The 26,766-nt window shown below is 47.4% G+C and carries 23 protein-coding genes; 17 read left to right on the forward strand and 6 right to left on the reverse strand.

What is annotated here, in order from left to right:
- Nucleotides 1-30 precede the first annotated feature (30 nt).
- The 11 genes from MKY85_RS10585 (at nt 31) to MKY85_RS10635 (ending at nt 11,671) form a co-directional block, all read left to right on the forward strand.
- On the forward strand, nt 31-1,125 hold the full coding sequence (locus MKY85_RS10585) for a cobalamin-dependent protein (protein WP_342572543.1): 1,095 nt from the start codon (nt 31-33) through the stop codon (nt 1,123-1,125).
- 15 nt (nt 1,126-1,140) lie between these two features.
- On the forward strand, nt 1,141-2,850 hold the full coding sequence (locus MKY85_RS10590) for an ATP-binding protein (RefSeq protein WP_342573329.1): 1,710 nt from the start codon (nt 1,141-1,143) through the stop codon (nt 2,848-2,850).
- 36 nt (nt 2,851-2,886) lie between these two features.
- Nucleotides 2,887-3,849 carry an alpha/beta fold hydrolase gene (locus MKY85_RS10595; protein WP_342572544.1) on the forward strand — a complete coding sequence of 321 codons (963 nt, stop codon included), beginning with the start codon at nt 2,887-2,889 and terminating at the stop codon, nt 3,847-3,849.
- A gap of 58 nt (nt 3,850-3,907) precedes the next feature.
- A complete protein-coding gene (locus tag MKY85_RS10600) occupies nt 3,908-4,258 on the forward strand; it encodes a hypothetical protein (protein WP_339241450.1) in 351 nt (116 codons plus the stop codon).
- Nucleotides 4,259-4,275: 17 nt separating this feature from the next.
- The gene (locus MKY85_RS10605) at nt 4,276-4,989 is read left to right on the forward strand and encodes a class I SAM-dependent methyltransferase (protein ID WP_342572545.1); all 714 of its coding nucleotides are present in this window, start codon (nt 4,276-4,278) and stop codon (nt 4,987-4,989) included.
- A gap of 67 nt (nt 4,990-5,056) precedes the next feature.
- Nucleotides 5,057-5,221 (forward strand): hypothetical protein, encoded by a 165-nt coding sequence (locus MKY85_RS10610; RefSeq protein ID WP_339241455.1) that lies wholly within the window; start codon nt 5,057-5,059, stop codon nt 5,219-5,221.
- 183 nt (nt 5,222-5,404) lie between these two features.
- Nucleotides 5,405-5,842, forward strand: a complete 438-nt coding sequence (locus MKY85_RS10615) for a GNAT family N-acetyltransferase (RefSeq protein WP_339241456.1) — start codon at nt 5,405-5,407, stop codon at nt 5,840-5,842.
- 215 nt (nt 5,843-6,057) lie between these two features.
- Nucleotides 6,058-6,516: a MarR family transcriptional regulator gene (locus MKY85_RS10620; protein ID WP_339241458.1), complete on the forward strand. Its 459-nt coding sequence runs from the start codon at nt 6,058-6,060 to the stop codon at nt 6,514-6,516.
- On the forward strand, nt 6,513-9,680 hold the full coding sequence (locus tag MKY85_RS10625) for an MMPL family transporter (protein WP_342572546.1): 3,168 nt from the start codon (nt 6,513-6,515) through the stop codon (nt 9,678-9,680). The genes MKY85_RS10620 and MKY85_RS10625 overlap by 4 nt, the downstream gene beginning before the upstream one ends.
- A gap of 210 nt (nt 9,681-9,890) precedes the next feature.
- Nucleotides 9,891-10,517 carry a GDSL-type esterase/lipase family protein gene (locus tag MKY85_RS10630; RefSeq protein ID WP_339241461.1) on the forward strand — a complete coding sequence of 209 codons (627 nt, stop codon included), beginning with the start codon at nt 9,891-9,893 and terminating at the stop codon, nt 10,515-10,517.
- A gap of 92 nt (nt 10,518-10,609) precedes the next feature.
- Nucleotides 10,610-11,671, forward strand: a complete 1,062-nt coding sequence (locus MKY85_RS10635) for a phosphotransferase (RefSeq protein WP_339241462.1) — start codon at nt 10,610-10,612, stop codon at nt 11,669-11,671.
- A gap of 113 nt (nt 11,672-11,784) precedes the next feature.
- Here the strand turns inward: MKY85_RS10635 and MKY85_RS10640 are convergent, their stop codons facing one another.
- From MKY85_RS10640 to MKY85_RS10650, 3 genes are all read right to left on the reverse strand, one after another.
- Nucleotides 11,785-12,462: a tetratricopeptide repeat protein gene (locus MKY85_RS10640; protein ID WP_342572547.1), complete on the reverse strand. Its 678-nt coding sequence runs from the start codon at nt 12,460-12,462 to the stop codon at nt 11,785-11,787.
- Between the two features lie 14 nt (nt 12,463-12,476).
- The gene (locus MKY85_RS10645) at nt 12,477-14,465 is read right to left on the reverse strand and encodes a translation factor GTPase family protein (RefSeq protein WP_342572548.1); all 1,989 of its coding nucleotides are present in this window, start codon (nt 14,463-14,465) and stop codon (nt 12,477-12,479) included.
- A 141-nt stretch (nt 14,466-14,606) separates the two neighbouring features.
- Nucleotides 14,607-15,482 (reverse strand): AraC family transcriptional regulator, encoded by an 876-nt coding sequence (locus MKY85_RS10650; protein WP_339260367.1) that lies wholly within the window; start codon nt 15,480-15,482, stop codon nt 14,607-14,609.
- Between the two features lie 192 nt (nt 15,483-15,674).
- On the opposite strand from MKY85_RS10650, the gene MKY85_RS10655 reads away from it, so the two are divergent.
- Nucleotides 15,675-17,192: a tagaturonate reductase gene (locus MKY85_RS10655; protein WP_342572549.1), complete on the forward strand. Its 1,518-nt coding sequence runs from the start codon at nt 15,675-15,677 to the stop codon at nt 17,190-17,192.
- Nucleotides 17,189-18,703, forward strand: coding sequence for an altronate dehydratase family protein (locus MKY85_RS10660; protein ID WP_342572550.1), 1,515 nt, complete (start codon nt 17,189-17,191; stop codon nt 18,701-18,703). Before MKY85_RS10655 ends, MKY85_RS10660 begins: the two co-directional genes overlap by 4 nt.
- Nucleotides 18,704-18,805: 102 nt before the next feature.
- Here the strand turns inward: MKY85_RS10660 and MKY85_RS10665 are convergent, their stop codons facing one another.
- The 3 genes from MKY85_RS10665 to MKY85_RS10675 form a co-directional block, all read right to left on the reverse strand.
- Nucleotides 18,806-19,492 (reverse strand): hypothetical protein, encoded by a 687-nt coding sequence (locus MKY85_RS10665; protein ID WP_342572551.1) that lies wholly within the window; start codon nt 19,490-19,492, stop codon nt 18,806-18,808.
- A 38-nt stretch (nt 19,493-19,530) separates the two neighbouring features.
- Nucleotides 19,531-20,484 carry a WYL domain-containing protein gene (locus tag MKY85_RS10670; protein ID WP_342572552.1) on the reverse strand — a complete coding sequence of 318 codons (954 nt, stop codon included), beginning with the start codon at nt 20,482-20,484 and terminating at the stop codon, nt 19,531-19,533.
- Between the two features lie 440 nt (nt 20,485-20,924).
- Nucleotides 20,925-22,952, reverse strand: coding sequence for a beta-galactosidase (locus MKY85_RS10675; RefSeq protein WP_342572553.1), 2,028 nt, complete (start codon nt 22,950-22,952; stop codon nt 20,925-20,927).
- A gap of 128 nt (nt 22,953-23,080) precedes the next feature.
- Here MKY85_RS10675 and MKY85_RS10680 point away from each other — a divergent pair, with 128 nt between their 5' ends.
- The 4 genes from MKY85_RS10680 to MKY85_RS10695 all read left to right on the forward strand — a co-directional run bounded on the left by MKY85_RS10680 (nt 23,081) and on the right by MKY85_RS10695 (nt 26,443).
- Nucleotides 23,081-23,914 carry an AraC family transcriptional regulator gene (locus MKY85_RS10680; RefSeq protein ID WP_342572554.1) on the forward strand — a complete coding sequence of 278 codons (834 nt, stop codon included), beginning with the start codon at nt 23,081-23,083 and terminating at the stop codon, nt 23,912-23,914.
- A 144-nt stretch (nt 23,915-24,058) separates the two neighbouring features.
- Nucleotides 24,059-24,847 (forward strand): alpha/beta hydrolase, encoded by a 789-nt coding sequence (locus tag MKY85_RS10685; protein ID WP_339241484.1) that lies wholly within the window; start codon nt 24,059-24,061, stop codon nt 24,845-24,847.
- 36 nt (nt 24,848-24,883) lie between these two features.
- Nucleotides 24,884-25,546, forward strand: coding sequence for an SGNH/GDSL hydrolase family protein (locus MKY85_RS10690; protein WP_342572555.1), 663 nt, complete (start codon nt 24,884-24,886; stop codon nt 25,544-25,546).
- 15 nt (nt 25,547-25,561) lie between these two features.
- Nucleotides 25,562-26,443 (forward strand): SMP-30/gluconolactonase/LRE family protein, encoded by an 882-nt coding sequence (locus MKY85_RS10695; protein WP_339260380.1) that lies wholly within the window; start codon nt 25,562-25,564, stop codon nt 26,441-26,443.
- Nucleotides 26,444-26,766: the final 323 nt, after the last annotated feature.

A 26,766-nucleotide genomic window follows, 5' to 3' on the forward strand; every position in this document is an offset into this window, starting at 1 on the left:
ATGTGATGCGGGTAGAGGAGGGGTGCATCTATGAGTTATCAAGAAGCAGGAGAACGTTTACTCCAGGAATCGGGAAACTTAGCGGATAAAATAACGGAGAAACAGTATCTTAGACAGCCCGATTTACTTGAGCGATTTGGTGAGAACGGAAAAATGCGAACCAAACAGGATTCTCAGTATAGCTTGAACTATTTGGCAGAAAGTGCGCTCTTACAGAGTCCGGGCCTGTTTACTCATTATATTGCCTGGCTGAAAGTTCTACTTGAAGGTTACAAGGTATCACAAGAAGACCTGGCGATTAATCTCAACCTGATTAAAGAGGCATTGGAAGAAGAATTTGACCATCCGTCAAAGGCACTTCTACTCGATTATCTGGAGATGGGAATATATAGAACAACACAAATGGAGTCACAGGCGGGTTATATTAACGAATCCATGCCATATGGAGATGCTGCGCAATCGTACTTGCAGTGTTTACTTGAGAATAAACGGAAAGAAGCCTTCGAGATCATTGAAGCTCAGTTAGAAGCTGGGGTGACGATTCGTGATATTTATCGATATATTTTTCAGCCTACCCAATATGAAGTCGGACGATTGTGGCAGAATCATCAGATCAGTGTGGGGCAAGAGCACTTTTGTACGGCAGCGACCCAATCATTCATCTCACGTCTCTATTCTCGCTGGTTGACTCATGCGGGTGAGGGTAAAAGGCTGGTTGCCACCTGTGTAGGCAGTGAACAACATGAGATCGGACTGCGTATGCTCACAGATGTGTTCGAGATGGAAGGCTGGGATACGCACTATCTGGGAGCCAATGTTCCTAATGGAAGTGTAGTCGAGGCTATAGAGCGCCATCAGGGTGATGTTGTTGCGATTTCAGTTACGATGACGTATCACCTTCATCTGGCCAAAGAATTGATTCAACTGATTCGTCATCATCCGGCAACGGCACATGTGAAGATTATGGTCGGGGGATATCCTTTTAACATTGATCATGATTTGTGGAAAACGATAGGAGCCGACGGTTATGCTCCGGGAGCCGATGAAGCAGTTGCGGTTGCAGAACAATTATTGGCTCAGCCAGCTACATGCAATCATCTGGATCTGGATATGGTTAGGGATTAGGAGAGGGATGATGTGATGTCTACTGAGAACGGAGAGATACAGAGGCTGCGCAGAACGATTGAGCAGTTATCGGATCAGATGATTCGGAGCAAAGAGCAAGAGGAACGGATACTCGCGGAGTTCTCGGATATGAATAATGAACTGGTAACACTCCAGCGTCTGCTTGCGAAGAACAATAATAGTCTTGAAGCTGCACGTCAGCAAGCAGTAGATGCAGGGGAATCCAAAAACGCATTTATTGCAGGCATCAGTCATGATTTTCGCACGCCATTAAATGGCATATTGGGGATGGCTGAGATGCTTAAGCTGTCCCCCTTGTCTGAAGAACAGGAGACTTCGGTTTCCGTTATACAGGATGCTGCCAAACTGCTACTTAAGTTGATTCAGGATCTTCTGGATCTATCCAAACTTGAGGCGGGTCAGATGCGGCTTGAACGGGGAGAAGTGGATCTGCAAGAGACGATAAATTATATTGTTCGTTTGCTTGAACCCCAAGTCAGAAAGAACGGCAATCGGTTATCAGTAGACTGTGACCCTGGCATCTCCAATCTTCTTGAAGGGGATTCAACGAGGATTACGCAGATATTGATCAATCTCATTCAAAATGCGAACAAATTCACATCAGAAGGCTCTGTACAGATACGAGTCACTCTTAGTAAGGATGATGTGAACAAGCAAATCATTCGATTTGAAGTTGAAGATACAGGGATTGGTATTTCGGAAGAAGATCAGACCCAGTTATTTCAACCCTATGTGCAGACAGAACGAGGACGCTCGAGAGAGTATGAAGGGACAGGACTCGGATTATCCATTTGCAGATCACTCGTTATTCTAATGGAAGGTGAGATTGGAGTAGAGAGTCAGGAGGGTGAAGGATCAACATTCTGGTTCGAACTTGCACTTGGCAAAAAACACGTTAATCAGGCCGTGAATGAGTCTGCTACTTCCACTCCAGAGTATCAGAGGGAGGCTATGCATGATGAAACTGCTTCTGTATCCGTATTACTGGCCGATGATAATGTCATCAACCGGCAGCTTGTTATGCTGCAGCTCAAAAAGCTGGGAATAACCCAAGTGGATTCTGTAGTGAATGGGGAAGAGGCCGTTGCAGCTTTTCACAGCAAAACATACAGTTTGATTCTCATGGATTATATGATGCCATTAATGGATGGTTTGGAAGCAACACGCCAAATCCGCTCCATAGAAATGGATGAAATGCGCCATCCCACACCCATCATTGCAATGACAGGTAATGTTATGCAGGGAGAGAAAGACAAGTGTATGGAAGCCGGGATGAACGACTTTATTGGCAAACCCTTCACGCTGGAAGTGCTGAGTAAGATGATCCAGAAGTGGCAGCAATCCTCCGAAGCGACAGAGGTACTGAATATGAGCATCGTGCATGAGATTGCGGAATTAAACACCGATGGCGATCGCACACTCCTTGGCATGTTGTTGGATATGTATCGTACCGAAACACCTGGCAAAATTGAGGTGCTGCGCAGAAATATTGTGTCTGGCGACCATGTTGCTGCTACTGAAATAGCCCATGATCTGAAATCAGGGAGTCTGAGTCTGGGGATTCGTTATTTATCAACTTTGTTTGCCCAGATAGAGCAGTTCGCGAAGGAAGGTCAATCACGAAAAGCAGAACCTTTGCTGGATGCTTTGTTACCTGCCTACCAAGCTGCCTGTGCGTCACTGCAACGAGTAAGTAAAGATTGATGATATCTCAATAAGGAAAGAGGGTAGGACCCGTTCATGATATTCTACGTACTTGCAGTAATGGTACTGATCCTTCTTGCTCTTCTGTGGACAGGTGGACTTTATTTTTTCAAAACCGCCATTCGTCGTACGCCAAAAACTTTTTTGGTGGATAATCCGAATCTGATGCCTGAGCCGGATAATGAAATCATCAGCAGTGCTTCTGACCTGAAGTGGCTGGATGCTCAGCCTACAGAAGAGGTAATTCTTCAATCGTATGATGGACTACAACTGCATGGTACATGGCTTAGTTCCAATAAGGGGTCAAATCAGACCGTGATTCTGGCACATGGTTATTCGGGGAAAGGCAGAGAAATGGCTGGTTTTGCCCGATTTTATGCGGAAAAGCATGGGTATAATGTGTTAATGCCGGATGATCGGGGTCATGGCCGGAGCGAAGGTGACATCATCGGTTTTGGGTGGTTAGATCGTAAGGATTATGTACAGTGGAGCAACTGGGTGCTTGAAAAATTGGGTACAAAAGGGGAAATCATATTGCACGGTATTTCCATGGGAGGAGCAACCGTACTGATGACAGGTGGTGAAACCCTGCCGGCTCAGGTTAAAGCGATTGTGTCTGATTGTGCATATACATCTGTGGAAGAAGAACTGACGTTCCAGTTAAAGCAACTATACAAGCTGCCTGCATTTCCGTTCATACCTGTCACAAGTCTGATCTCCCGGTGGAAAGCAGGGTATTCCTTCAAAGAGGCTTCTGCGCTCAAGCAACTTGCCAAAGTTAACGTTCCCGTGTTGTTCATTCATGGGGAGGCGGATACGTTTGTACCAACGGAAATGGTGTACAGGTTGTACGAAGCTTGCCCAACCGAAAAGGAATTGCTGACCGTCCCCCGTGCGGGTCATGGCACAGCGTTTCAAGTTGATCGCACCGGATATGAGGCGGCACTGGAATCCTTTATGAAGAACCATCTGTCGCATCCAGCATCGGTAATCCATTGATTTCTTATATTGTATTATGGGTATTCATGGATAGGACAGATGTGGAAGGGGGCGGAAGATGGCACGCACACAAAGGAAATGTTCTTACTGCCATGAAGGAATGGCAGAAGATGAGTTTAAGTGCAAATCTTGCGGTAATCTGGTTGCCACAAAAACGGCAATGCCTGAACAACCTTATATGACTGAATATGAAGAATCGGTATTGGATCGTTATTCCATCGTTTTGCTTGTACTGATTACACTTTTTCTCGCTCCGGTGGCTATTTCCATAGGTGGAGTCATGTTGTTTAACGACAGTTCATACAAGAGAGATACGGGTAAATTACTTGTAACGGCTGGATTGGTCATCATGTTCATTTTTTCAATCCTTTTATTCGCTGGTACCGGGACATTGACGTTTAATTTCTAAACTATGGGGGTGTCTTAATGGGAAATGAACAATTTGAGGCTGCACGAAAAGCAGAGGCAGGTTATCATTCTAACTTCTATGAGAATAATGAATTATTCGCCTCGGGTACTTGGATGTCCAGGCCAATGCCTATGGTTATGGATATGCTGGAACGTATCCTCGCTCACAAGGAGGAACTGCGTGTCCTTGATCTGGGATGCGGAGTAGGAAGGCATACGATACCCATTGCACAGCGTCTTGCACAGACGAACAGTGAAGTCATCGGTGTGGATTTGCTGGACGAGGCTATAGATGGACTTCGCAAGTATGCGAAAGAATATAAGGTGGATCATCTCGTGCAAGCTGTAAAAGCAGACGTTGAGCATTATGCCATCGAGAAGGATCATTTTGACTTTATAGCTGCTTGTTCTTGTCTGGAACATGTATCGAATAAACTAGCATTCAAAGAAGCGCTAGAGCGGTTACAAGCAGGAACTCGAACAGGTGGCATTCATTGTATTACGATGAGTACCAATGTGGAGGAGAAAGAAATGAACTCAGGCCGTGATGTCGAGCCGTTAATTGAATTGAACCTGCCCACAGCCGAGGCTATTGCTATACTTGAGGAGGCTTATAAAGGCTGGAATATTCTGCTTAAAGAACATGTCACACAGACGATTGAAGAGGATAAGTATGATGAACCGACACAATTTCGTTGTGAACTGCTACGTTTCGCTGTGCAAAAGCAATAAATTCTCTGCCGGGACCTGATTAAAGCCCCGGCACTCTTATTGTTCTGTTGGGAGGGAGAAGTTAGGGATGAATACATACGTAATTGGGATGGATGGAGGAGGGAGCCACACCCGTGTGGCTGTCGCCGATCAGAACGGAAGGTTGTTATCCTATGTGCAAAAGGGAGGTTGCAATCGTTATCACGATATCCATGCCGAGCAACATGTGTTGGAAGGTATCGCGAGTATGTGATCCGCTGCCGATAAGGCTGTTGGAGGCGCACTGTTGGATGCATATCATTTGGCGCAGATCAACGTTTCGGATAACATCTCGACTGTGCTTCAATCGGAACTGAATCATTATACGACTTGAACTTTGCGAGGCTAACGACTACAATACGATAACGGAAACAAGCAAGGTATAGGAGGAATAAGGGTGTTAATTAATTTGAAATCACGCATAGAAGAACCGGTAGTACAGGAGCTGTTATCTTACTCAGTCTTTCCTGATCCGGATCATCTGAAACGTGCGTTGAAACAATATGTAGAGAATGACGAACTGTATCTGGCCGGATATGAAGCAGAGGAGCAATTGATCGGTCTGATCGGTTATGAGCATACAGGCTCCAGCGAGATTACCATCCACCATATTGCCGTTCTGCCGGAGAACCGCCTCAAAAATTATGGTCGCGGCATGATTTCACAGCTGCTGGAGAAATACAATCCTGACACTTTGATTGCAGAGACGGATCTGGAGGCCCTGGAGTTTTACCGGAATACGGGATTCATCGTATATAGTCTGGGCGAGCTTTATCCAGGTGTGGAGCGGTTCCGTTGTGTACTTGAAAAAGAGGAAGATACAGACGAAGAATAACGCAGAAGTGTTCTACTACTTTATAAAATAAATAGAGCATACGCATTATAGGATGTTGGATTTGGCAATTAGCTGAGTCGGACGTCCTGTTTTTTTATTGTTCTCATCAAAAAAAGCAGGAGTAAAGTATTGCTTTTCAATATAGTTTCATTATAGAATAGTTTCACAGGAGAATAGTTCGTTAAGTGAACTATATTGCGAAAGGAGAATGATGAATGAACAGACCGGATGCTGGAAGTTTGGTTAATCGCTATTTGGATGCTTCTTTCTTGGTAACCAAACGGTTTGATACCCAGATACGTGAACGTGTAGGGCAGATTTTGACGATGGATCAGTTCTGTTCCCTTCGACTTATTAATGAGAAGCAGACTTGTACGCCCTCTGATCTGGCAGAACTATTATGCATAGGCAAGAGCAGTATTACTGCTCTGGTCAACAAGCTGGTGGATCGTGATCTGGTCGATCGTGCAGGGGATGAACGTGACCGCAGGGTCGTATATTTAACTCTGACGGACAACGGGCGACAGGTGTACAGGGAGACAGAACAGGAAATACAGCAGATTCTGGAGCCGTATCTGGTTCATTTTACACCGGAAGAGGTTCGGATTTTCATTGAATCTTTTGAGAAGCTGGCAGCTTTGCTAACGCATGAAGGAGGACAGGAGAACGAATGAGAGCGATACTGAAAGCAAGATGGTGGTTAATGGGGCTATGGGTGGTTGTAGCTGCCGTATTGATGTTTACCGCCCCTAACATGAGTGAGTTAATCCGGGAGAAGGGACAGTTTTCGGTTCCTGAAGGGTATTCTTCCACCCAGGCTGCAAAGATTCTGAATGAAGCTGCGGCACAAAAAGGAGAACAGCAGGGCAGCCAAATTGCTCTTGTATTTTATAATCCCGATGGTCTGGGTACCACGGGGAAACAAAAGGCAGAGAAGGCTGTTAAACAATTGGAGGCCGACAAAGAGAAGCTGGGCATTCTGTCCATTCTGGAACCTTTCTCTCAGCCTGAATTGTCCGAGAAGATGATCTCGGCTGATGGCAAAACGATATTAACGTCGCTATCTATTGATCAGGGAGATCGTACAGTCAAGGAAATGCGGGAAGACCTGAATGAAACATTGAAGTCCGTCAATGTGGAGCACTACATAACCGGTAAAGGTCTGATTGACGAGGATACCATTGAAAGTTCCCAAGAGGGGCTCAAGAAGTCGGAATATATTACCGTTGTCTTTATTTTACTCATTCTGTTCCTGGTGTTCCGTTCGTTTGTAGCTCCGTTTGTACCGCTGCTGACGGTGGGGATCAGTTACATTGTATCGCAACAGATTGTTGCATTCCTCGTGGATGGGGTCGACTTCCCGATATCAACGTTTACACAGATCTTTATGGTCGCCGTTATGTTCGGGATTGGTACGGATTATTGCATCCTGTTAATCAGTCGGTTCAAGGAAGAACTGGCTCATCATGAAAATACGTGGGACGCCATCATTGCTACCTATCGTACTGCGGGTAAAACGGTACTCTTCTCAGCACTGGCCGTGCTGGTTGGATTCATTGCGATCGGCTTTGCCCAGTTTATGTTGTATCGTTCTGCAGTTGCCGTAGCTGTGGGTATTGCCGTAATGATGCTCGCCTTGGTGACGATCGTTCCCTTCTTCATGGCGGTATTAGGCAAGAAGTTATTCTGGCCGTCGAAGGGTTCGCTTGAACATGCGGAGAGCAAGATCTATGGTGTAGCTGGCCGCTTCTCACTGAAACGTCCATGGGCTGCGCTGCTCATCGTTGCGGCTGTCTGTGTGCCTTTATTGGCAACCTACGATGGCAAACTGTCGTTCAACAGTCTCGATGAGATTGGGGAGAAATATGATTCCGTAAAAGCATTCAACATTATCTCCGACAGCTTCGGTCCGGGTGAATCGCTGCCGGGTCAGATCGTCATTCAGAACGATGAAGCGATGGATAATGCGAAGTATATGGCTGTAGCCGAGAAAATTAGCCGTGAAGTAGAGAAAGTGGCCGGAGTCTCTGGTGTCCGCAGTATGACACGACCTACGGGTGATGAGATCAAAGATTTTGAAGTTACACAGCAAGTGGGAACATTATCGGATGGACTGGGAGAAGGCAAGACGGGTCTGGACAAAATCCGTGATGGTCTGAGTGAAGCCAGCAGTCAGCTAAGTAAAAATGAACCCCAATTAAAAGAAGCTGCTGATGGGGCAGGAAAACTTACCCAAGGGACCTCGCAGTTGCAATCGGGTATCACGCAACTCAGTGAGGGACTTGGGCAGATTGAAAAAGGTATTCGAGATGGTTCCGCAGGTGCCGGTGAATTAAAAGCCGGGCTTCAGCAAGCCAAAACGAGTGCAGATCAACTTGCGCAGGCGAATAATCAGTTACTTGAAGCCTATCGTCAGGCGGGAGCTGGTGTCGCTGCACTGGGGAAAGGAACTCGTGAACTGGAGCAACAACTAAGCGGGGTTTCAACAGCTTTGACCAGTCTCTCCGAATCCTTCACAGCACTTGAAGAGCGATATCCTGAATTACAGCAAGATGCTGATTACCAGCGTATCAAAGGCACGATTGGTGAAACCGGTTCTGGTACAGCTCAGCTCGCTCAAGGTTTGGGTCAGATTCAGACCAAGCTGGGAGAAGCCGCTGCTGGAATTAATCAGGCCAATGAAGGTTTTGCCTCCGCAGCAGCCGGACAGAAGGCTCTTGCTGATGGTCTGGGCCAAATTGTAACGGGAATCAGTCAGTTACAATCCGGTCTTAAACAGGCTGCTGATGGTCAGGGGAAAGTCATTAGTGAGATTCCTTCCATCCAGGATGGACTTGGCCAGCTTCGGGGTGGTCAGGAGAAAATGCAGCAAGGTTTCACGGATCTGAGTGGTCAGCTGACACAACTGACAGATGGACTGAACCAAAGTGTCGATGGCATCAAACAGGTTTCAGGAGGATTGGATTCGGCACAGGATTATCTGACGCAATTGCAAAATTCACCGGATTCGGATCTGGCAGGCTGGTACGTTCCTGAAGAAGCTCTGAACAGCAAAGACTTCAAACAGGTATTTGATACGTATCTTTCCGAAGATCGAAAAACGATGACGATTGATGTTATTTTTGCAGAGAATCCATACGGCACAGAAGCTATTGACCGTGTTCCTGACATTGAAGCGGCAGTACATCGTGCGGTACAAGGCAGTACGCTTGAAAAAGCAGACATAGCTATAGGTGGCGTGACGAGTACATTTGCAGATTTGCAGGAGATCTCGAATAATGACTATACACGTACTGTCATGTTGATGCTGGCGGGTACATTCATTATTCTGGTCGTGCTGCTTCGCTCGGTCATTATGCCATTGTATCTAATCGTTTCCTTATTACTGGCTTATTTCACATCAATGGCGTTAACCGAAGTGGTCTTTGTTAATATCCTTGGATTCGCAGGCATCAGCTGGGTTACTCCGTTCTTCGGATTTGTCATGCTGATTGCACTCGGTGTGGATTATAGCATCTTCCTGATGGATCGTTTCAATGAGAACAAAGGCATGAAAGTACAGGATGCCATATTGTACGCGATGAAAAACATGGGAACCGTTATTCTATCTGCAGCGGTCATTCTGAGCGGAACTTTTGCTGCGATGTATCCATCCGGTGTTCTCTCAATGATGCAGATTGCTACAGTAGTTCTTAGCGGGCTGATCCTGTACTCTCTGCTCTTCCTGCCATTCTTCGTGCCAGTGATGGTGAAGATGTTTGGCCGGGCGAACTGGTGGCCGTTCCCTAACAAGAAACAGGCGAATTCCGTTGAGTCGGATCGGACCATAGGCATGTAATATAATGCATTACAACGAATGGATTAGGCTCTGCCGTGTTATGCGGCAGGGCTTTTTCTTTTTTTACCTCTACAGAAGAACAAGGGTCTTGTACAGCAAAAGAAAGGTGCTTGCCTAAGGACACCATCCCGCGCCTTGTCTTGCCACTCATCATAAGATATAGAGCAGTTCATTATTGTTCAGGAATTCACAGCAGAGAGGGGCGACGGGATGGTATATCGATATGTGGCTATAGGAGATTCATTAACGGTCGGTACAGGAGCGTTGCTGGGCACCGGCTTTGTTCCTTTATATCGGCGAATGGCAGAAATGAATGTTCGTACATTTGTATCCATGGAAAATATGGGCGTAAATGGACTGACGTCTGGGGGGATGTTGCAGATGATCTCTTCGCATCCCCGCGTACGGCAATCGCTGAGTGAGGCGGATATCATTACATTATCCATTGGCGGGAATGATCTGATTCGTACCTTTAAATCAAGTGGCGGCATACCCAATGCCAGTAAAATGACACAGGTGCTTGGAGAAACCCGCAGTAATGTATCCCAGATCATGAGGCACATTCGGCAGTTAAAGGGCAATAGTGAGTATATGGTCCGATCTATCGGATTGTACAACCCGTATCCACAAGCGACGGAAGCAGCCTACTGGGTGCGCCAATATAATTCATTTTTGAATGGAGCGGGATCGGGCAACTATGCGTGTGCTCAGGTTTATGACAAGTTCGAAGGTCGTGAGCGTGAGCTGTTGTTCTGGGACAGAGTGCATCCCAATGCGAGAGGCTATCGTGTTATTGCAGAGCAGCTTAATCGAACTGGATATTATCCGTTCTCATGATCACATTGGAACAGAACTAGACCGAGCGATGGACTTCCTTTAAGATAAATAAAAGACCGTTCCATTTTGAGAGATAAAGGGGTTAATTTTTGGTGCAAAATATCGAATCCGGTTCCCTCCATCATTCAGAGCAGCAACGTATATCCGAAGTGTTGGCCTCCTATGGTTTCACATCGGACTGGATAGGTGAGCGTGGAAAAGGTGGGATGAATAATTCTACCTACATGCTCCATATAGACGGAACGAGTTACGTAATGAGACAATATGAAACACATAATGATCCGATGAAAATCACCTTTGAACACGAGGTGCTGGAAGCCCTCCAACGTTCGAACTTTAAGCTTCATACACCTTCACCTGTAAGGCGGTTATCTGGCGAGGGGGATACCTTTCTTCCTGTAAAAGATACCCTCACAGGTCATACCAAAATTGCGACGCTGTTTCATTATCGGGAAGGTGTCAATCCCATCTGGCATAAGCCAGACCAATTATTTGGACTCGGTAAAGCGGCGGGGGCCCTGTCTTCTGTTATGGCAACGCTGGATATACCACTTGAACCTGTGTATCCACCGTACTATCGAATTCAGGACGCATATCCGCTCTGTTCACCAGAACGATTATTACAACTATGCGCATCGCCGCCAGAGGCATTAATCGCATGTGCGCATGAGCTGAAGCAACTGGGAGATGCGCTGCCAGATCTGTTTGATGCCCTGCGGGGAATGGAACAGTTGCCGCATCAATTGGTCCATGGGGACGTCAATGCCTCGAATGTTTTGTCAGATCAGCAAGATGGTGAAATCTGTGCCATTTTGGATTTTGAATTTGCGACATGGGATTTGCGGGTCATGGAGTTAGCTGTTCCGATGTCTGACCTTCTTACCATGGACAAGAGTGAAGATTGGATGTGGCAGGCACAAGAGGGACTGATCAGGGGATTTCGGGAACAGGTCAGCCTTGAACCGGAAGAGTTGTTAGCCATTCCTCGATTAATTCTGCTGCGCAGTCTGGATGTGGTCATGCATTTCATCAGTCGGATGTTCGAGGGCACAGATGAGCCGGAAGTGGCTGTGGATCAGATTAAGAAGCTCAAACAGCGGATGGACTGGATGCGTCTGAATGAAGAACGCCTGCGTGAGATTTTGGTATATTAATATCATTGTTATGAAAAAAGTGCACTGTTTCTGCTCATACGAGGGCAGAGATCAGTGCACTTTTATTAGTTAGAAGAGTGATATCTGAAGATTACATCGGATAACGGATGACACTACAATCCACGTTTGCGGAACCAACTGCGGACAGCCCAGCGGCGCTCCTGACGTTTCTTGTATTTGGGCAACGAACGATATACGTTCAACGATTGCTCGTAAGCCTGCTTCGCATCTGCATTACGTCCAAGGGAACGATGGACCGTGCCGAGCAGATAATACGCTTCACTGGAAGAGGAATGAATCTCCTGAAATTGATGTACATAATCCAGCGCTTTATCCTCATGTGTATCTTTGAAGGCACCGGCAAGGGTTAAGTACGGGCGTCCGTACTTGACTCTTGGGTTGATCTCAAGGGCTTTTAAAATGTGACGTTCTCCCGTTTCGATGTTGCCCAGGTGAAGCTCAGTGGTTCCCAGTGCCTCCCAATATTCGGCGGATTGTTCGTATGGGCGCTCCAGTTCAAGCAATAAGGCATGTGCCTCAGTGTAACGTTTGCGCTCAATTAACAGGCGAGCCAGTTCCAGCTTGGAAGACACTTCATTGGGACTCATGGCAAGCTGTTGGCGAAGCCGGGAGATGTTACGCAAACGCTTGAGAGGTCTGGTGAAGCTTGGGAACACCCCAACGTATCGACGATCCAGGAAATACAGGATAACGAGTAAAATGAGGATGGCAATGAACGGATTACCTACAATCCGCCATAGAAGGCCAAAGATAAGAAATTTAATAAGCACAGGTTCAACTCCAATTATGATGTAATCGCATTTCGTACACTTAAAATATATTTCGATTGGTCCAACGGATTAACTCCTCTGCGTTTGCGAGCAGTGTTCACATCCGCAGGACAATCCTGGTATCCGGCAAATGAAGTGGTAAGCACTCCGCGGCCGCCAGTCTCGGAACGCAGCTTCACCGGATAATCCATTGACGTTGCAAGAGGCATAAGTCCTTCAATAATACAGCGTCCACTACCGATGACAGGGGCTTCGAAGGTTGCCCGCATATGTACCAGATCGCTGAGGGCCTTACCGCCATATTCCTCCGGGACCGTTAGTCGGAACTGAAGAAGGGGTTCCAGCAACGTGGTACCTGTTCTCGCTAATCCATCCATGATTCCCATAGGCGTGGCTACGACAAAATCCAGCGGATGGGTATGCCAGACATGATGTTCTCCCTCCACCAGCGTGATACGCAGGTCAGTTACTTCCCAACCGAGCATACCTTGAGACAAGGCTTCGGGAATCCGCCGTTCAACTTCATTCTGATAACGTAACAGCAGATCATCGGTCCTTACGGTTGAGGCATAGATCAGACCGCTTCCGCGAGGCAAAGGTTCAATCCTGAAGCGCAGGATGGCCCAGCAGGGCTTGGGCATCGTATAAGCGATGTAACCTTCCCCGGCTGCACGAGGCGTTTCCTTATAGATAACGGATGGTGGATCGAACACAACATCCAAACCGAAACGGCTCCGTAACAGGCTGGATAAAATCTCAAGCTGAATGGTTCCCATGACCTTGAGATGCAGCTCTCGTTCCTCCGGCAACCATTGCAGGTCAAGTAAGGGGTCTTCATCCGTCAACTCTTGCAATGCTGCGACAAGATCGGGGTAACGTGCCGGGTCCTTGCCATGCACTTGTACGGTCAACAAAGGCACAGCCATCTGTGGCAAAGGAGGCACACCCTCGGGACTGCCAATAATGTCCCCCACATGTGTATCACTCAGTCCGAACAGTGCTGCAATCTGCCCTGCGTGAACGCTACCTGTATCGGCCCATTTCCGTCCATCCATACGGCGAATCTGCGTCACTTTCTCTTCAAGTTCCCGCGTCGAATTATGAATGGTATCCCGGTTGTGGAGACTGCCACCATACATGCGAACGTAGGCCGTGCGTCCCATCGTGCGGTCACGTTCAATCTTGAACACAACACCCGATACGGGGGAATCCACAGGTTGTGCAGGTGGAGGCAGAAATGCAAGGACCGTGTCCAGCAATGCCGTGACACCGATTCCTTTGCCGGAGGCACCATAACACACAGGGAACATCTCACCCTGATGCACATACCGCAAGAAGGCTTCATTCAGATCCCTTTGGGATAATGGAGTCTCATGAATGTAGGCTTCCATGACCTCTGGGTCCAGTTCAGCGAGTATCTCGACCAGACCTGGGATGGATGGTGTGAGATCTGACAGCGTATCCTGATTATCATTCCATAGGGAGCTGATGCCATGAAATGTATCTTCATGGAATTGATACGTTTGGATTTCGCATGCGAAAGGGGACAGGGTGGAACGAATCTGTTCCATGACTGCTGGGGCAGATGCGCCAATCCGATCCATTTTATTAATATAAATGATGGTTGGGATGCGGAGTGAACGAAGGGCATGCCAGATGGCCTCACTCTGGGCTTGAATTCCCTCTACTGCGGACAGAATGAGTATAGCGCCGTCCATCACCCGAAGTGCTCGCTCGACTTCCGAGCTGAAATCAATATGTCCAGGTGTATCAATGAGGTCAATGATGGTGTTCTTCCAGATTAGAGAGGTCATGGCTGCCTGAACGGATATGCCACGTTCCTTTTCAATGTCCAGTGAGTCTGTGGCGGTTGTTCCTTCATCTACACGTCCCGGACTGCGGACGACACCACTCTCATATAACATATGCTCAGTGGTTGTTGTTTTCCCCGCATCCACATGGGCGAAGATGCCAATATTCCTGCGATTCAATTCGTTTAACATGGACTGCCAAGCTCCTCTGACAACGGAATGCAATATTTCCGACAAGTAATAATCCAGATTATCATACCACATCTACCATATGGAAGAATATGTGGATATATATGATTAAAGCGGGAGAACTACGTTCAGGACGGTTTTAGTTTAACGTGAGCTGTTCATGGCTCTGCGGTAAGCTGCGGGAGTTGTACCAGTCAATTTTTTGAATTGACGATAAAAGTGGGGCAGACTGTCGAACCCGCAAGCATCAGCAACGGCTGCCATCGTCTCATCGCCCTGCACCAGATGTTCTTTCGCCATAATAACTCTTCGGGCTAATGCGTAATCCGTTAGAGTCATGCCCGTGTATCGTTTGAAGGCACGACTGAAGTGGGCTGGTGATACCGCAGCATACTGAGCCAGTTCATTCAGGGATAGGCCATTTCGAAGGTTATCGTCAATATGAGAGATCGTAGAAGAGAGCCATGAGGGTCCCGCAGCGGATTTCCCCGGGTTCGCAGGTCCCGCAGCTTCTAGACGTTCCAGAAAAATGAGCAACAGTTGTAGCCTCAACAGGGCCGCATGTGCGCTTAGATGATGACCGAGCTGAAGTTCGGTCTGTATATCATCAATAAGGGCTGCTACCTGTGATTGCTCTTGTGTACTCAGATGTCTCTTATACACTCGTTGTCTGCGACAACGTTCAAACAGGCTTAACATAGAAGAAGCAGCGCCTCCAGCGGTCGAGGCCAGCAATCCCGGGCTGAAGAACAATGCGGAAGATGTAACAGGATTTCCAGCATCCGGCAAGGCTCGATGAACTGTGCTGCCCGGAATAATGAACAGATCTCCTTCCTGCATATTTTCAAGTCCTGTATCAATAAAGATGCTTCCCTGACCCCGATATACATAGATAATTTCATGCCAGTCATGAAGATGATCCGGCAATTCATTCTGGGGAGATTTGGTGTCGCTGTACACCAGGCGGAACGGGATACCGGATTCTGCCTGAATAGTTGTACGAACAGGTGAACGTTCCATAAAGACTCCTTTCCAGACGATCGTCTTCAACGAGATGTTATACCTGGTCATGAGAGAGTATATTTACCGCAATATAAGCAATTTAATTTCCTTTTATTGATGATACAATGAATTTAAAGCGTTTACAATAAAAGGGTGCAGAGCCTTCGAACTGCATTCCGACAGTACAAATAATCGATGAGGTGAGTGTCCATGTCGGCAAGCACGAAACGGCCAAGGTTGAAGCTGAGTTTACTGGGGAGCGACGGTCAGCGCAAGTGCAAGGAGATTATGGAGCGCCCCGTGAAGGTTTTGCAGATCGGAGAAGGTAATTTCTTGCGGGGATTTGCGGACTGGATGCTTCATGAGAGTGCCAGACAAGGCAAATTCCATGGAAGTGTAGCTGTTACCCAACCACGACCGGGAGGCAAGGCCAAGCTGGAACAGATTCGCGATCAGGATGGATTATATACGATGATTACGAGAGGTCTGTCTCAAGGGAAGCCGGTTGAGCGGACAGAGTTGATCTCCATTTTTTCACAGTGTATCAATCCGTATGAGGAATGGGATGCCTTTCTGAACTTGGCAGAACTGCCTTCACTTGAGTTCGTTATTTCCAATACAACTGAATCAGGATTGAAATATTCGTATGCGGACTATATCGAGGGTGAACCGGTTCAATCCTTTCCGGGGAAATTAACGGTGTTTCTGCATCGGCGATATTTGAAATTTGATGGTGACCCATCCAGAGGTTTGATTCATCTGCCATGTGAGCTGCTTGAAGGCAATGGGAATGTGCTGCGCAGTTGTGTCCTCCAGCATAGTGAGGATTATGGGTATTCAGATGGTTTTCGTTCATGGATCGAGAATCATAATCATTTCCTGAACAATCTGGTAGATCGAATTGTGACAGGTGCGCCGACCCGGGAGGAAGCTGATTCCTTGACGAATCGCTGGGGGTATGAGGATCAGTTGATTAATACGGCAGAGCCATATCATTTCTGGGCTATTCAGGGAGATGAATCATTGGACAAAAAACTTCCTCTTAAGCAGGCAGGTCTCAATGTACATTGGGTGAAAGATCTGAAGCCTTTCCAGATACGCAAGGTTCGTATTTTGAATGGGGCACATACCTTAATGTCATCCCTCGGCATTCTGCAAGGCAAGCAGCATGTGAGAGAAACGATGGAAGATCCGCATTTTGGCTCATGGATCAGGGAAGCTGTGCATCAGGAGATCGTTCCTGCCCTGGATATGCCCGATCATCAGCTGGACCAGTATGCGGAAGAAGTCTTCGAACGCTTCCTTAACCCGTACATTGATCACAAATTGCAAGATATTGCATTGAATACGATCGGAAAATTCAAGGTTCGTGTGCTGCCTACACTGTTGTCTTACGAGCAAAATCAGGGAAGTTGGCCAGTACGTTTAATTGAAGGATTTGCTGGATTATTATGTCTCTATCGTCCTGTGAATACGCCAGAGGGTTACAAGGCACAACGACTGAATGGGGATGACATTCTGTTGCGGGATGACCCCGATGTGCTGGGTGCTTTGGCCGCACACTGGGACGGTTATGACACGCTCAACAGGGATCAGAAGCAACTGGATCACCGGGTAGCGGCTGTGTTGTCGGATACTCTGATCTGGGGCGAAAATCTAGATGCAAGAGAAGGGCTGCGTGCAGCACTTGTTCGTGAAATCGGTTTGTTGGAAGGTGAAGGGAAATGAACACAACAAGTACAATCAATGATTGGATTGCCATTCAACCACAGGATGACGTCATTATAGCGCTTCGGGATTATGCCAAAGGAGAACAGATTACACTGCCAGACGGAGTTTCTTTTAATTTGCTGGATGACGTACCCAAAGGGCATAAGATTGCTGTTCATACGCTGGCACCGGGTGATGATGTGATGAAGTATGGTTTCTCCATCGGGATTGCGAAAGAGCAGATTAGGCAGGGAAGCTGGATTCATAGTCACAACCTGAAGACGGGTCTGCACGGATTACTTGAATATGAGTACCAACCGGGAGTCCAGATTCAGACGGACATGCCTCCGGAACATCTGTGCTCATTCGATGGATATTTGCGTCCCAATGGTGAAGCAGGTATCCGTAATGAAATCTGGATTGTGAACACGGTTGGATGTATCAATAAAGTGTGTGAAGCTTTGGCACGTATGGGTCAGTCCCAGTTTGGAAGCCGGGTAGATGGTGTATTTCACTTTCCACATCCATTCGGGTGCTCACAGCTTGGCGATGATCTGAAGTATACACAACAGTTGCTGGCCTCTTTGGTGGAGCATCCGAATGCTGGAGGTGTGCTGGTCATCGGGCTGGGCTGTGAGAACAATCAGGTCGATGAATTCCGTGAGTGTATCGCTCCGGAATACAGAGGCAAAGTACGGTTTCTCAAAGCGCAGGAAACGGATGACGAGCTTGAGGAAGGACTTCGACTGATGGAAGAACTTGTGGAGATCGCCGAACATGAACAACGGCAACCGCTTCCGCTCAGTAAACTCAAAATTGGTTTGAAGTGTGGTGGTTCGGATGGTTTATCCGGCATTACAGCCAATCCGCTGGTCGGTGCGGTTGCTGATATGTTGGTTGCAGCCGGTGGGACGGCTATTCTAACGGAAGTTCCGGAGATGTTTGGTGCGGAGACGATCTTGATGAATCGTGCTGCCAATGAGCAGGTATTTCACGATTTGGTGGACCTCGTGAACGGCTTCAAGCAATATTTTGTGAACCATGGCCAGAATATCTATGAGAATCCTTCACCTGGTAATAAGGCAGGTGGCATTACCACACTCGAGGAAAAGTCACTTGGATGTACACAAAAGGGAGGGCGTTCTTCAGTCGTTGACGTTCTGCGCTATGGCAAACGTGTAACTCAAACCGGTCTGAATATTGTAGAAGCACCGGGTAATGATCTGGTGTCTGTCACGGCACTGTCTGCGGCAGGTGCACATATCGTGCTCTTCACAACAGGACGGGGCACTCCATTCGGAGGCCCGGTACCTACCGTCAAGATTGCGACTCAATCCGATCTTGCGAATCGAAAAAAACACTGGATCGACTTCAACGCAGGCCAACTGTTGGAGGGGCAGACGATGGATAAGGTCAAAGTACAGCTGTTCAGCCAACTGATTGACATTGCTTCAGGACGGTCTCATACACTCAGTGAGCAGCATGGATTCCGAGAGATTGCCATATTCAAGGATGGCGTGATTCTCTAAATCCATGCTGGATGGAGAGGACTATCGTCTGAGATGCATTATAAGGTAAACCACACAGCCAATTCCGGTTGAAATTTGCACGACAACCGGGATTGGCTTCATTTAGATTCCACGGATGCCCATTGCTTTGGTAATGCTTGATAATGCGGCGGAAGATGCGTGTTTCTGTAATTGCGCAATCAACAGTTCACGGGCCTCTTCTACGCTGCCTTCAAATGGTTGAATGCCGTGACGTTGCATCCAATGATCCGCAGTCTCATATGCAGAGCTGTTCCATGCGACTTTGCCTTCTGCGAGCCCCTCTTTTTCTTTGGTTCCACTGATCACAATGGCAGCACAGCCCTGAAGGTCCAGTAGCCCGCGGTCAAATGCTTTCTTATCCTCTTTTGCCCCGAAACCGGCTTGTGATCGCAAGGCACGTCCATCGATGCCTTCCTGATCTGCAATTAACGCATGGAGTTTGTACGCTTCACGGGAGAGCAACCCTGCTTCATACTGCTCCTGGGCGGTTCTGGAGTCGGAAAGCAGTCGGTGGACCCAAGGGAAGTATTCACGCGAGATAAGAAGCGCTTTCTTTTTGACGAATTTTCCATATGAAGCGATGCCTTCTTCAGCCAGGCGTGAACGCCATAACCAGGGATCGCGTTCATCATCCTTGTGCCAATGTTCTTTGGGAGTTAGCGACGATAGAGAAGGGTATTCGGCGAATAGTGGTGCCAAAGGCAGCATCCCTATAGACTGGATGCGTTGTACTGCTTCTTCGTATGTTATAACGGGTTCATATGTCATGATATCAGCAGGCTCCTTTGAAAAGTATGATGAAGCGATTATTGGGTTGAAGCAATATATCTTCGGCTCACTTCCTCGGCATGCTGACGAATCTCGCTCCGGAGTTTGAGGGGCTCGATCACTTCAGCCTCACGTCCCAATCGGTAAAAAAACCGTACGGCCCAGTCCCATTCTCCTGGTGGACAGAGAAATGACAATTCCCAGAGATCTGGGGCAATTTCAATCATTTTTTCACCGATATGCTCGTCCTGTTCGGCTTCAACCATACCCCGATAACTCAGTCGTACTCTAACCAGAGTTGGCGGTTGTTCGGGAGGGATCGGCTTGTTGCGCTGTTGCTCTGCCTGTTCGCTTAACGTCTGTTCATCCTGTGGCTCGATCGCCTTGACATCCATTATTCGATCGACCCGGAACAGACGCTGTTCACCATGTTCGATCGAATATGCTTCACAATACCAGAAGCCGGAGGAAGCATATACCCGTGTGGGACAGATATGCAGCCATCGCATACGTGATACGGAGCGGTACAGCACACTTAACCATCCTTGTTCAGGTATACAGGCCAGCAATGGATCGAGGTGATGAAGGATGTAATTGCGATCTGGAATGTGATGATGCAGTTGTTTGAGCATGGGATCAATTCGGGCCATGATATCATCTGGAATAATGGCTTTAACTTTGTTCATCAGAGTCCAGCGTTTCTCATGAAAGGGCGTGTCAGCGTAGCGACTCAGACCCTCAAGAGCGAATATGAGCGTCGCTGCCTCTACCGGGTCCAGTTGTAATGGGGGCAATACATAACCTTCCATTAAACTAAAACCACCTCCCGGACCCGAAATGGCAATAATGGGCACATTCATCTCGGAGAGGGACTGAATATCCCGGAGGATTGTACGACGGGAAACTTCGAATTTCTCACCTAATGAGTGTGCCGTTTCGTGACCATGCTGTAGTGCCATTACGATGGCAGCAAGCCGATTTGTTCTGTTCATGTCAGCCACTCCGTTTCGATCTTTGCGCCGCCGGAAAGTGATGTCGTAGTTATACTTACTATTGTAACAACGAATAAGTGACATCATGAGTGTCACCAATATTTCAGCTGTTCATCATTTTATGATAGATCAGCAACAGGGTTCACAAGCAAGTTCCGGCAGGCATTGTTAAAATGTATGTCTCGTCCAATTCGCTTTGCAATGTGATATTTCCTTCTATTAATTAAACCACAGATCATGCCAAAAACCCGTATCCGGTGTGAACGGATACGGGAAGTAGCAGCTTATAGATTGCAGAAGAGGATAAAGGTATAAAAATTATACCACTATCCTTGCTGAACACAATAACAAGCACAAAAGGAATAAATATGTGACACTTTGTATCACGGGTATTTCTGCCACATGATGTGCTTCCAATGATTCGAATGAAGCGAAATTACTTATTTCATTTCGAGCAATTGCACCCCGCGGGCCTCAATCTCAACATTTCCCGACAGTTCGCGTTGGGTGAGCAGATCATGAGCCTGGGCTGTACCGAGATCATAGGATTGCGTGGTTGCGTTATGGTTCATGACAAACAGGTAAGGTTTGCCGTCTTTGGTACGTGCACTGACTTCAACACCTTCCGGTGTCTCAAGCAAGGACTCTACATTCTTGACTGCTGCAAGCTGCCCCAACAAACTATCCAGGAAGTGTTCATCCGGGTCGGATGCAACGTACCAGGCTTCACCTTGGCCAAAGGTATTCCGTGTCACCACAGGCATGCCCTTATAAAAGTCGTCTCCATACTCCGCGATGACTTCGGCTCCTTCACTGTGCAGCAGGTCACACAGCATGCCGCAGCCATATTCTCCTTTGAGATCGCCGTAGGCTTCTTTGAGAACAATGCGATTCTTTTGCTCCGGCAGCAGGGCATCAATCTCCTCCACCCAGATACCGAGAAGTTTACGGAGTTCTCCCGGATATCCACCTGTGGTTACGAGATCGTTCTCATTCACAATGCCACTGAAGAAGGTCGTCAGGAACGTTCCACCTGCTTCAACATACTTCTCCAGTTTGGCGGCAAATCCTGGTTTAACCATGTAAAGGACAGGGGCAAGGACAATGTCGTATTTGCTAATATCCGTATCCACACTGATGATATCTACTTGTATGTTGCGGCGGAAGAAGGCTGCATAATATTTATGGATCTGATCCACATAGTTCAGGGCAACTGTAGGTCCGCTTGATTTTTCAATGGCCCACCAGTTATCCCAGTCGAACACAATCGCTACTTTGGATTCAACAGATGCATCCAACGTGGTGTCACCAAGGATCTGCAATTCCTTGCCGAGCTCAGCGACTTCGCGGAATACACGTGTATTCTCGTGTCCAGCATGTTCGATAACTGCACCATGATACTTCTCACAGGCACCGATGGAGCGGCGAAGCTGGAAGAACATGATGGTATCGGCCCCGTGCGCAACAGATTGATAACTCCACAGACGCATGACACCTGGACGTTTCAGCGAATTATACGGCTGCCAGTTCTGCTGACTTGGTGTTTGTTCCATAAGCATGAACGGTTGACCATCCTTCAATCCGCGCATAAGGTCATGAGCCATGGCCGTGAAGCTGACAGGTGTTGCGAGACCGGGATAGCTGTCCCACGAGACGATATCCATATGTTTTGCCCATTTGAAATAGTCCAATTGCTTGAAGAAGCCCATCAGATTGGTCGTCACAACGGAGTCCGGAATGTGTTTTTTGATCGCATCGTACTCTAACAGATAACAATCCAGCATGCTGTCGGAGTTAAAGCGAGAGTAGTCCAGCGAGATTCCCTGGAATGTTGAATTGTTGTTCCCCCAATGTTCGCTCAGGTTGCTTGGAAGTACAATCTCGTCCCAATCGTAGAAGGTATGCCCCCAGAAATTCGTGTTCCATGCTTGGTTGACCCGTTCCAGAGTCTGATAACGTTCCTTCAGATACACGCGGAATGCTTTCTCACAGTTATCACAGTAACAATCACCGCCATATTCATTGGAGATGTGCCATACGAGAACTGCGGGGTGATCCTTGTATCGTTCGGCCAGTTTATCTGCAATCTTCTCAGCGTATTTGCGATAGGTTGGGCTGTTGGGACAGGAATTATGTCGCCCGCCGAATTTGCGTTTGCGTCCGTCAGCATCTACACGAAGCACGTCTGGATATTTCTTCGCCATCCAGGCCGGATGGGCAGCCGTACTCGTTGCAAGGCATATATAGACACCATTCTCATAAAGACGATTAATCAGTTGGTCGAGTTCTTCAAAACGGTAAGTAACTTCATCAGGCTGAATCAATGCCCATGAGAATACGTTGATCGTGGCAATATCAATGCCTGCCAATTGGAACATGCGCAGGTCTTCAAGGTGGGTTTCGTGATCCCACTGTTCCGGGTTATAATCGCCGCCGTAGAACATTTTGGGTAGTTTGCTGCTAATCAATGTGTTCACCTCTTGTATAAGAATAATCCTATACTATATGATACATATGACTTTTAAAATATAATAAAAGTAATGACTCATATAAGAATACGGAAGTCTAATTCAGCCTATACCCAAGGAGGCATCCCATGTTTATCTCACCCAGACATCAACGATATTTCATGACATCACGTGATCAGCCGCTGCCTCTTTATATTGAGAGCCTGGGTTATAACGGCAATCAGGAGAAGGTGTCCAGACCTGCGGGGTATCCCTGTTATCACTGGCTTCAGACCGTGAAGGGAGCCGGAGAATTCAAGTTTGCCGGGTCCACGGTCATACTGGGGGAAGCATCCGGTATTTTGCTGCCTCCGAATGAACCGCATGAATATGTGCGCGCTCAGGGGGAGTGGGAGACACTATACATTACATTTGGCGGTTCGCAGTGTCCGGCAATCATGGAGTCACTTGGTCTGGGTGAAGCGGCATTCCATCAGTGGGAGAAGGGCAGCCCATTTAACAATTACGGCCAGGAGGTACTGGAGTCAATCAGCAGTGATCAAGATTTGTCGGGACTCGAAGCGTCAGCGGATATATACCGATTTCTGATTATGCTCAAAAAACATGGTATGACGGGCAATCGTCATTCCATCTCACATGCCGTGGAGAGATTGGCCCCGCTCATTGCATTCATGGAGCAGCATTATGGGAATCCCGAGATTGGGCTTGAACATATGGCTGCCGTTACGGGGATCTCATCCAGGCATTTGAACACCTTGTTCAAACAGTCTTTTGGCATGACAGCCTATAGTTATTTCATTCTGCTGCGTATTCGCAAAGCCAAGGAAATCATGACAGGTGATACAGCCCTGACGATTAAGGAAACTGCAGTTCGGGTGGGCTTTCGGGATTCAAGCCATTTTGTTGCTACTTTTCGCAGGATTGAGGGAGTGACTCCCGAACAGTTCCGTAATTTGTACTAACTTGTACTCTAATGATTAAAAAGTGATGCCAGGAAGGTATTGATGCATGAGGGTCATTGCCGTTATGATGGTATCGATTCCTGAGATTCGAAAACGTTTAAACGGACACTTAGTATCCGTTCTACTTGGAGAGGATGATTGAAGATGACAACCACGATACCCTTATGGGATCATGCTGCACCTTATGCAGCGCAGGGTCATGAAGACGACATGCCACATTTGATTCCATTTATTCAGCCCGGTTCCGAGAGCGCTGTCATTGTATGCCCTGGTGGTGGCTATGGATTTTTGGCTGATCATGAAGGTGCTCCAATAGCCGAATTGCTGAACCGTGCAGGTATCAGTGCATTTGTCCTGAAATATCGGGTGGCACCTCACCAGCATCCAGCACCGATAACAGATGGTCAGCGTGCCATCCGTTATGTTCGTGCGCATGCCGAGCAGTACGGCATCAATCCTGCCAAGATTGCAGTACTTGGTTTCTCCGCAGGAGGACATCTTGCAGCAACACTGGGAACGCTGTATGACGAGGGACAACACGATCATGAGGATCGCATTGAACGCCAGAGTTCACGCCCGGACCGGGTTATTCTCTGTTATCCGGTCATTACGATGGAGTCCTATGGACATGCCGGTTCCCGTGAAAATCTGCTTGGATCTGACGCGTCTGCCGAGCAGATTAAAGCTTTCAGCGCGGAGCAGCAGGTGAGAGCGGATGCTCCTGAAGCGTTCATCTGGCACACCAGTGATGATCAGGCAGTACCTGTAGAGAATAGCTTGCGTTATGCACTGGCATTGGGTGCGCATGGCATTCCTTATGACTTGCATGTTTTTGAAAAGGGCTCACATGGACTTGGATTGGCTGAGGACAACCCCGCCGTTCGGGTATGGTCGGATCTATGCTTGACGTGGCTTAAGAACCAAGGCTGGTAATTATATTAGCGCTTTAGAGCGAAGGAGTAAATGACAATGAAATTGCAGAAAAATGATAAGCTTCTGTTTATCGGAGATTCGATCACGGACTGTAGTCGGGAACATCCTGTAGGCGAAGGAAGTTCAGGTCTGGGCCATGGTTATGTAGCACAAGTCTATGCCCTGTTGCGATCCATCTATCCGGAATTGATGTTGCGTATCCAGAATGTGGGTAATAGTGGGAATACGATTCGTGATCTGAAACAGCGCTGGGATCGTGATGTGCTAGACCTTAAACCGGATTGGCTCACAATCATGATCGGTATTAACGATGTATGGCGTCAGTTTGATAACCCACTCTCAACAGACTCCCATGTGTTTCTTGAAGAATACGAATCCACATTGCGTGAACTGGTGGCTTCGGTTCGTCCCAACCTAAAAGGACTGGTATTGATGACGCCTTATTACCTTGAGGCCAATCCGGAAGATCCGATGCGGGCCACGATGGATATCTACGGAGAAGCGGTACGCAGGGTTGCCAGTGAGTATGATGCGGTGTATGTGGATACACAGGCTGCATTTGCCCCATTTTGGGATCATTTCTATACGTCTGTGCTGACTTATGACCGGGTACATCCGGATGCAACGGGCCATATGGTACTGTCCAAAGCATTTTTGGATGCCATCGGATTCGAATGGTCGGGCGGCGTCAAATCTTAAAAAGGACGTGATGGCATGAGCAATGTAACTATTGCAGTACAAACCCCCGCATTGCTGGGGGAAGGGCCGAGCTGGGATGCGGAGAACAATCGATTATTGTGGGTCGATATTGAAAGTTTCAAGGTGCATGTGTATGATCCGGCTACAGGTCAGGATCAAGCTTATGATGTGGGTGAACATGTCGGCGCGGTTGTTCCGTATCGGGGTGACGAGGTTGTGGTTGCATTACGCAGTGGGTTTCATACGTTTCACCTGATTACGGGTGAGCTGCATGCCATTGAGGACCCCGAACAAGATAAGGATACCAATCGGTTTAATGATGGCAAGTGTGATGCGAAGGGCCGTTTCTGGGCAGGCACGATGAGCATGAATAATGAAAGCAAAGCCGGATCATTGTATTGTTTGGAGGAAGGACAACCTGTTCGCACGATGGTACAAGGTGTATCTACATCCAACGGTCTGGGTTGGAGTCCGGATCGGAAGACCATGTATTATATTGATACTCCTACACGTTCGATTGACCGGTTTGATTTTGATCTGACAGCAGGTACGATACAGAATCGGACAAGTGTCATTCATATACCGGAGGAATTCGGTTTTCCGGATGGCATGACGGTTGATGGTGAGGGCATGCTGTGGGTTGCACATTGGGGCGGAGGAAGAATCACTCGCTGGAACCCGGATACATCAGAACTGTTGCAACAGATTGATATACCGGCAGATCAGGTAACCTCCTGCTGTTTTGGCGGACCCGATCTCGAAGAACTGTACATTACAACAGCACGTATAGGGATTAAGGAAGAACGTCTGAAAGCGACGCCGGATGCGGGTTCACTGTTTGTCGTCAGACCGGGAGTTAAAGGTCAGGAGACTCATGCCTATGGTAGCTCGAAATAAACAGGTGCCAATCATGTAGTGAACTTCTGTCTGATTGGCCAGGTAAGAAATAATTCATTTTGTACTTTTATTATAAAATATAACATGTCGAAAGGTGCTGTTCTAACAGCATCTTTTTTTATTGTATAGACAAGTTTAAACACCAAAAATATTTTACAAAAAACGATTTCGACAGAGGGGTTTTTAAATTTCCATCGAATGTTATTTATTGAAATTATTATCCATATAACCGTGAATTAAGAATAATTATGTAAGCGCTTAACAATAAGACTGGAGGGAGGTGAGGCTTCTTGTATCAAGGGATGCATTGATTCGTCTGGCAC

This window comes from Paenibacillus sp. FSL R5-0749 (assembly GCF_038595085.1).
Lineage (GTDB): Bacteria > Bacillota > Bacilli > Paenibacillales > Paenibacillaceae > Paenibacillus.

Bases quoted from the DNA above. Each gene is read 5' to 3' on its own strand.
- MKY85_RS10585 (WP_342572543.1), top strand. From the start codon at position 31: ATGAGTTATCAAGAAGCAGGAGAACGTTTACTCCAGGAATCGGGAAAC.
- MKY85_RS10590 (WP_342573329.1), top strand. From the start codon at position 1,141: ATGTCTACTGAGAACGGAGAGATACAGAGGCTGCGCAGAACGATTGAG.
- MKY85_RS10595 (WP_342572544.1), top strand. From the start codon at position 2,887: ATGATATTCTACGTACTTGCAGTAATGGTACTGATCCTTCTTGCTCTT.
- MKY85_RS10600 (WP_339241450.1), top strand. From the start codon at position 3,908: ATGGCACGCACACAAAGGAAATGTTCTTACTGCCATGAAGGAATGGCA.
- MKY85_RS10605 (WP_342572545.1), top strand. From the start codon at position 4,276: ATGGGAAATGAACAATTTGAGGCTGCACGAAAAGCAGAGGCAGGTTAT.
- MKY85_RS10610 (WP_339241455.1), top strand. From the start codon at position 5,057: ATGAATACATACGTAATTGGGATGGATGGAGGAGGGAGCCACACCCGT.
- MKY85_RS10620 (WP_339241458.1), top strand. From the start codon at position 6,058: ATGAACAGACCGGATGCTGGAAGTTTGGTTAATCGCTATTTGGATGCT.
- MKY85_RS10625 (WP_342572546.1), top strand. From the start codon at position 6,513: ATGAGAGCGATACTGAAAGCAAGATGGTGGTTAATGGGGCTATGGGTG.
- MKY85_RS10630 (WP_339241461.1), top strand. From the start codon at position 9,891: ATGGTATATCGATATGTGGCTATAGGAGATTCATTAACGGTCGGTACA.
- MKY85_RS10645 (WP_342572548.1), bottom strand. From the start codon at position 14,465: ATGTTAAACGAATTGAATCGCAGGAATATTGGCATCTTCGCCCATGTG.
- MKY85_RS10650 (WP_339260367.1), bottom strand. From the start codon at position 15,482: ATGGAACGTTCACCTGTTCGTACAACTATTCAGGCAGAATCCGGTATC.
- MKY85_RS10655 (WP_342572549.1), top strand. From the start codon at position 15,675: ATGTCGGCAAGCACGAAACGGCCAAGGTTGAAGCTGAGTTTACTGGGG.
- MKY85_RS10660 (WP_342572550.1), top strand. From the start codon at position 17,189: ATGAACACAACAAGTACAATCAATGATTGGATTGCCATTCAACCACAG.
- MKY85_RS10665 (WP_342572551.1), bottom strand. From the start codon at position 19,492: ATGACATATGAACCCGTTATAACATACGAAGAAGCAGTACAACGCATC.
- MKY85_RS10670 (WP_342572552.1), bottom strand. From the start codon at position 20,484: ATGAACAGAACAAATCGGCTTGCTGCCATCGTAATGGCACTACAGCAT.
- MKY85_RS10680 (WP_342572554.1), top strand. From the start codon at position 23,081: ATGTTTATCTCACCCAGACATCAACGATATTTCATGACATCACGTGAT.
- MKY85_RS10685 (WP_339241484.1), top strand. From the start codon at position 24,059: ATGACAACCACGATACCCTTATGGGATCATGCTGCACCTTATGCAGCG.
- MKY85_RS10690 (WP_342572555.1), top strand. From the start codon at position 24,884: ATGAAATTGCAGAAAAATGATAAGCTTCTGTTTATCGGAGATTCGATC.
- MKY85_RS10695 (WP_339260380.1), top strand. From the start codon at position 25,562: ATGAGCAATGTAACTATTGCAGTACAAACCCCCGCATTGCTGGGGGAA.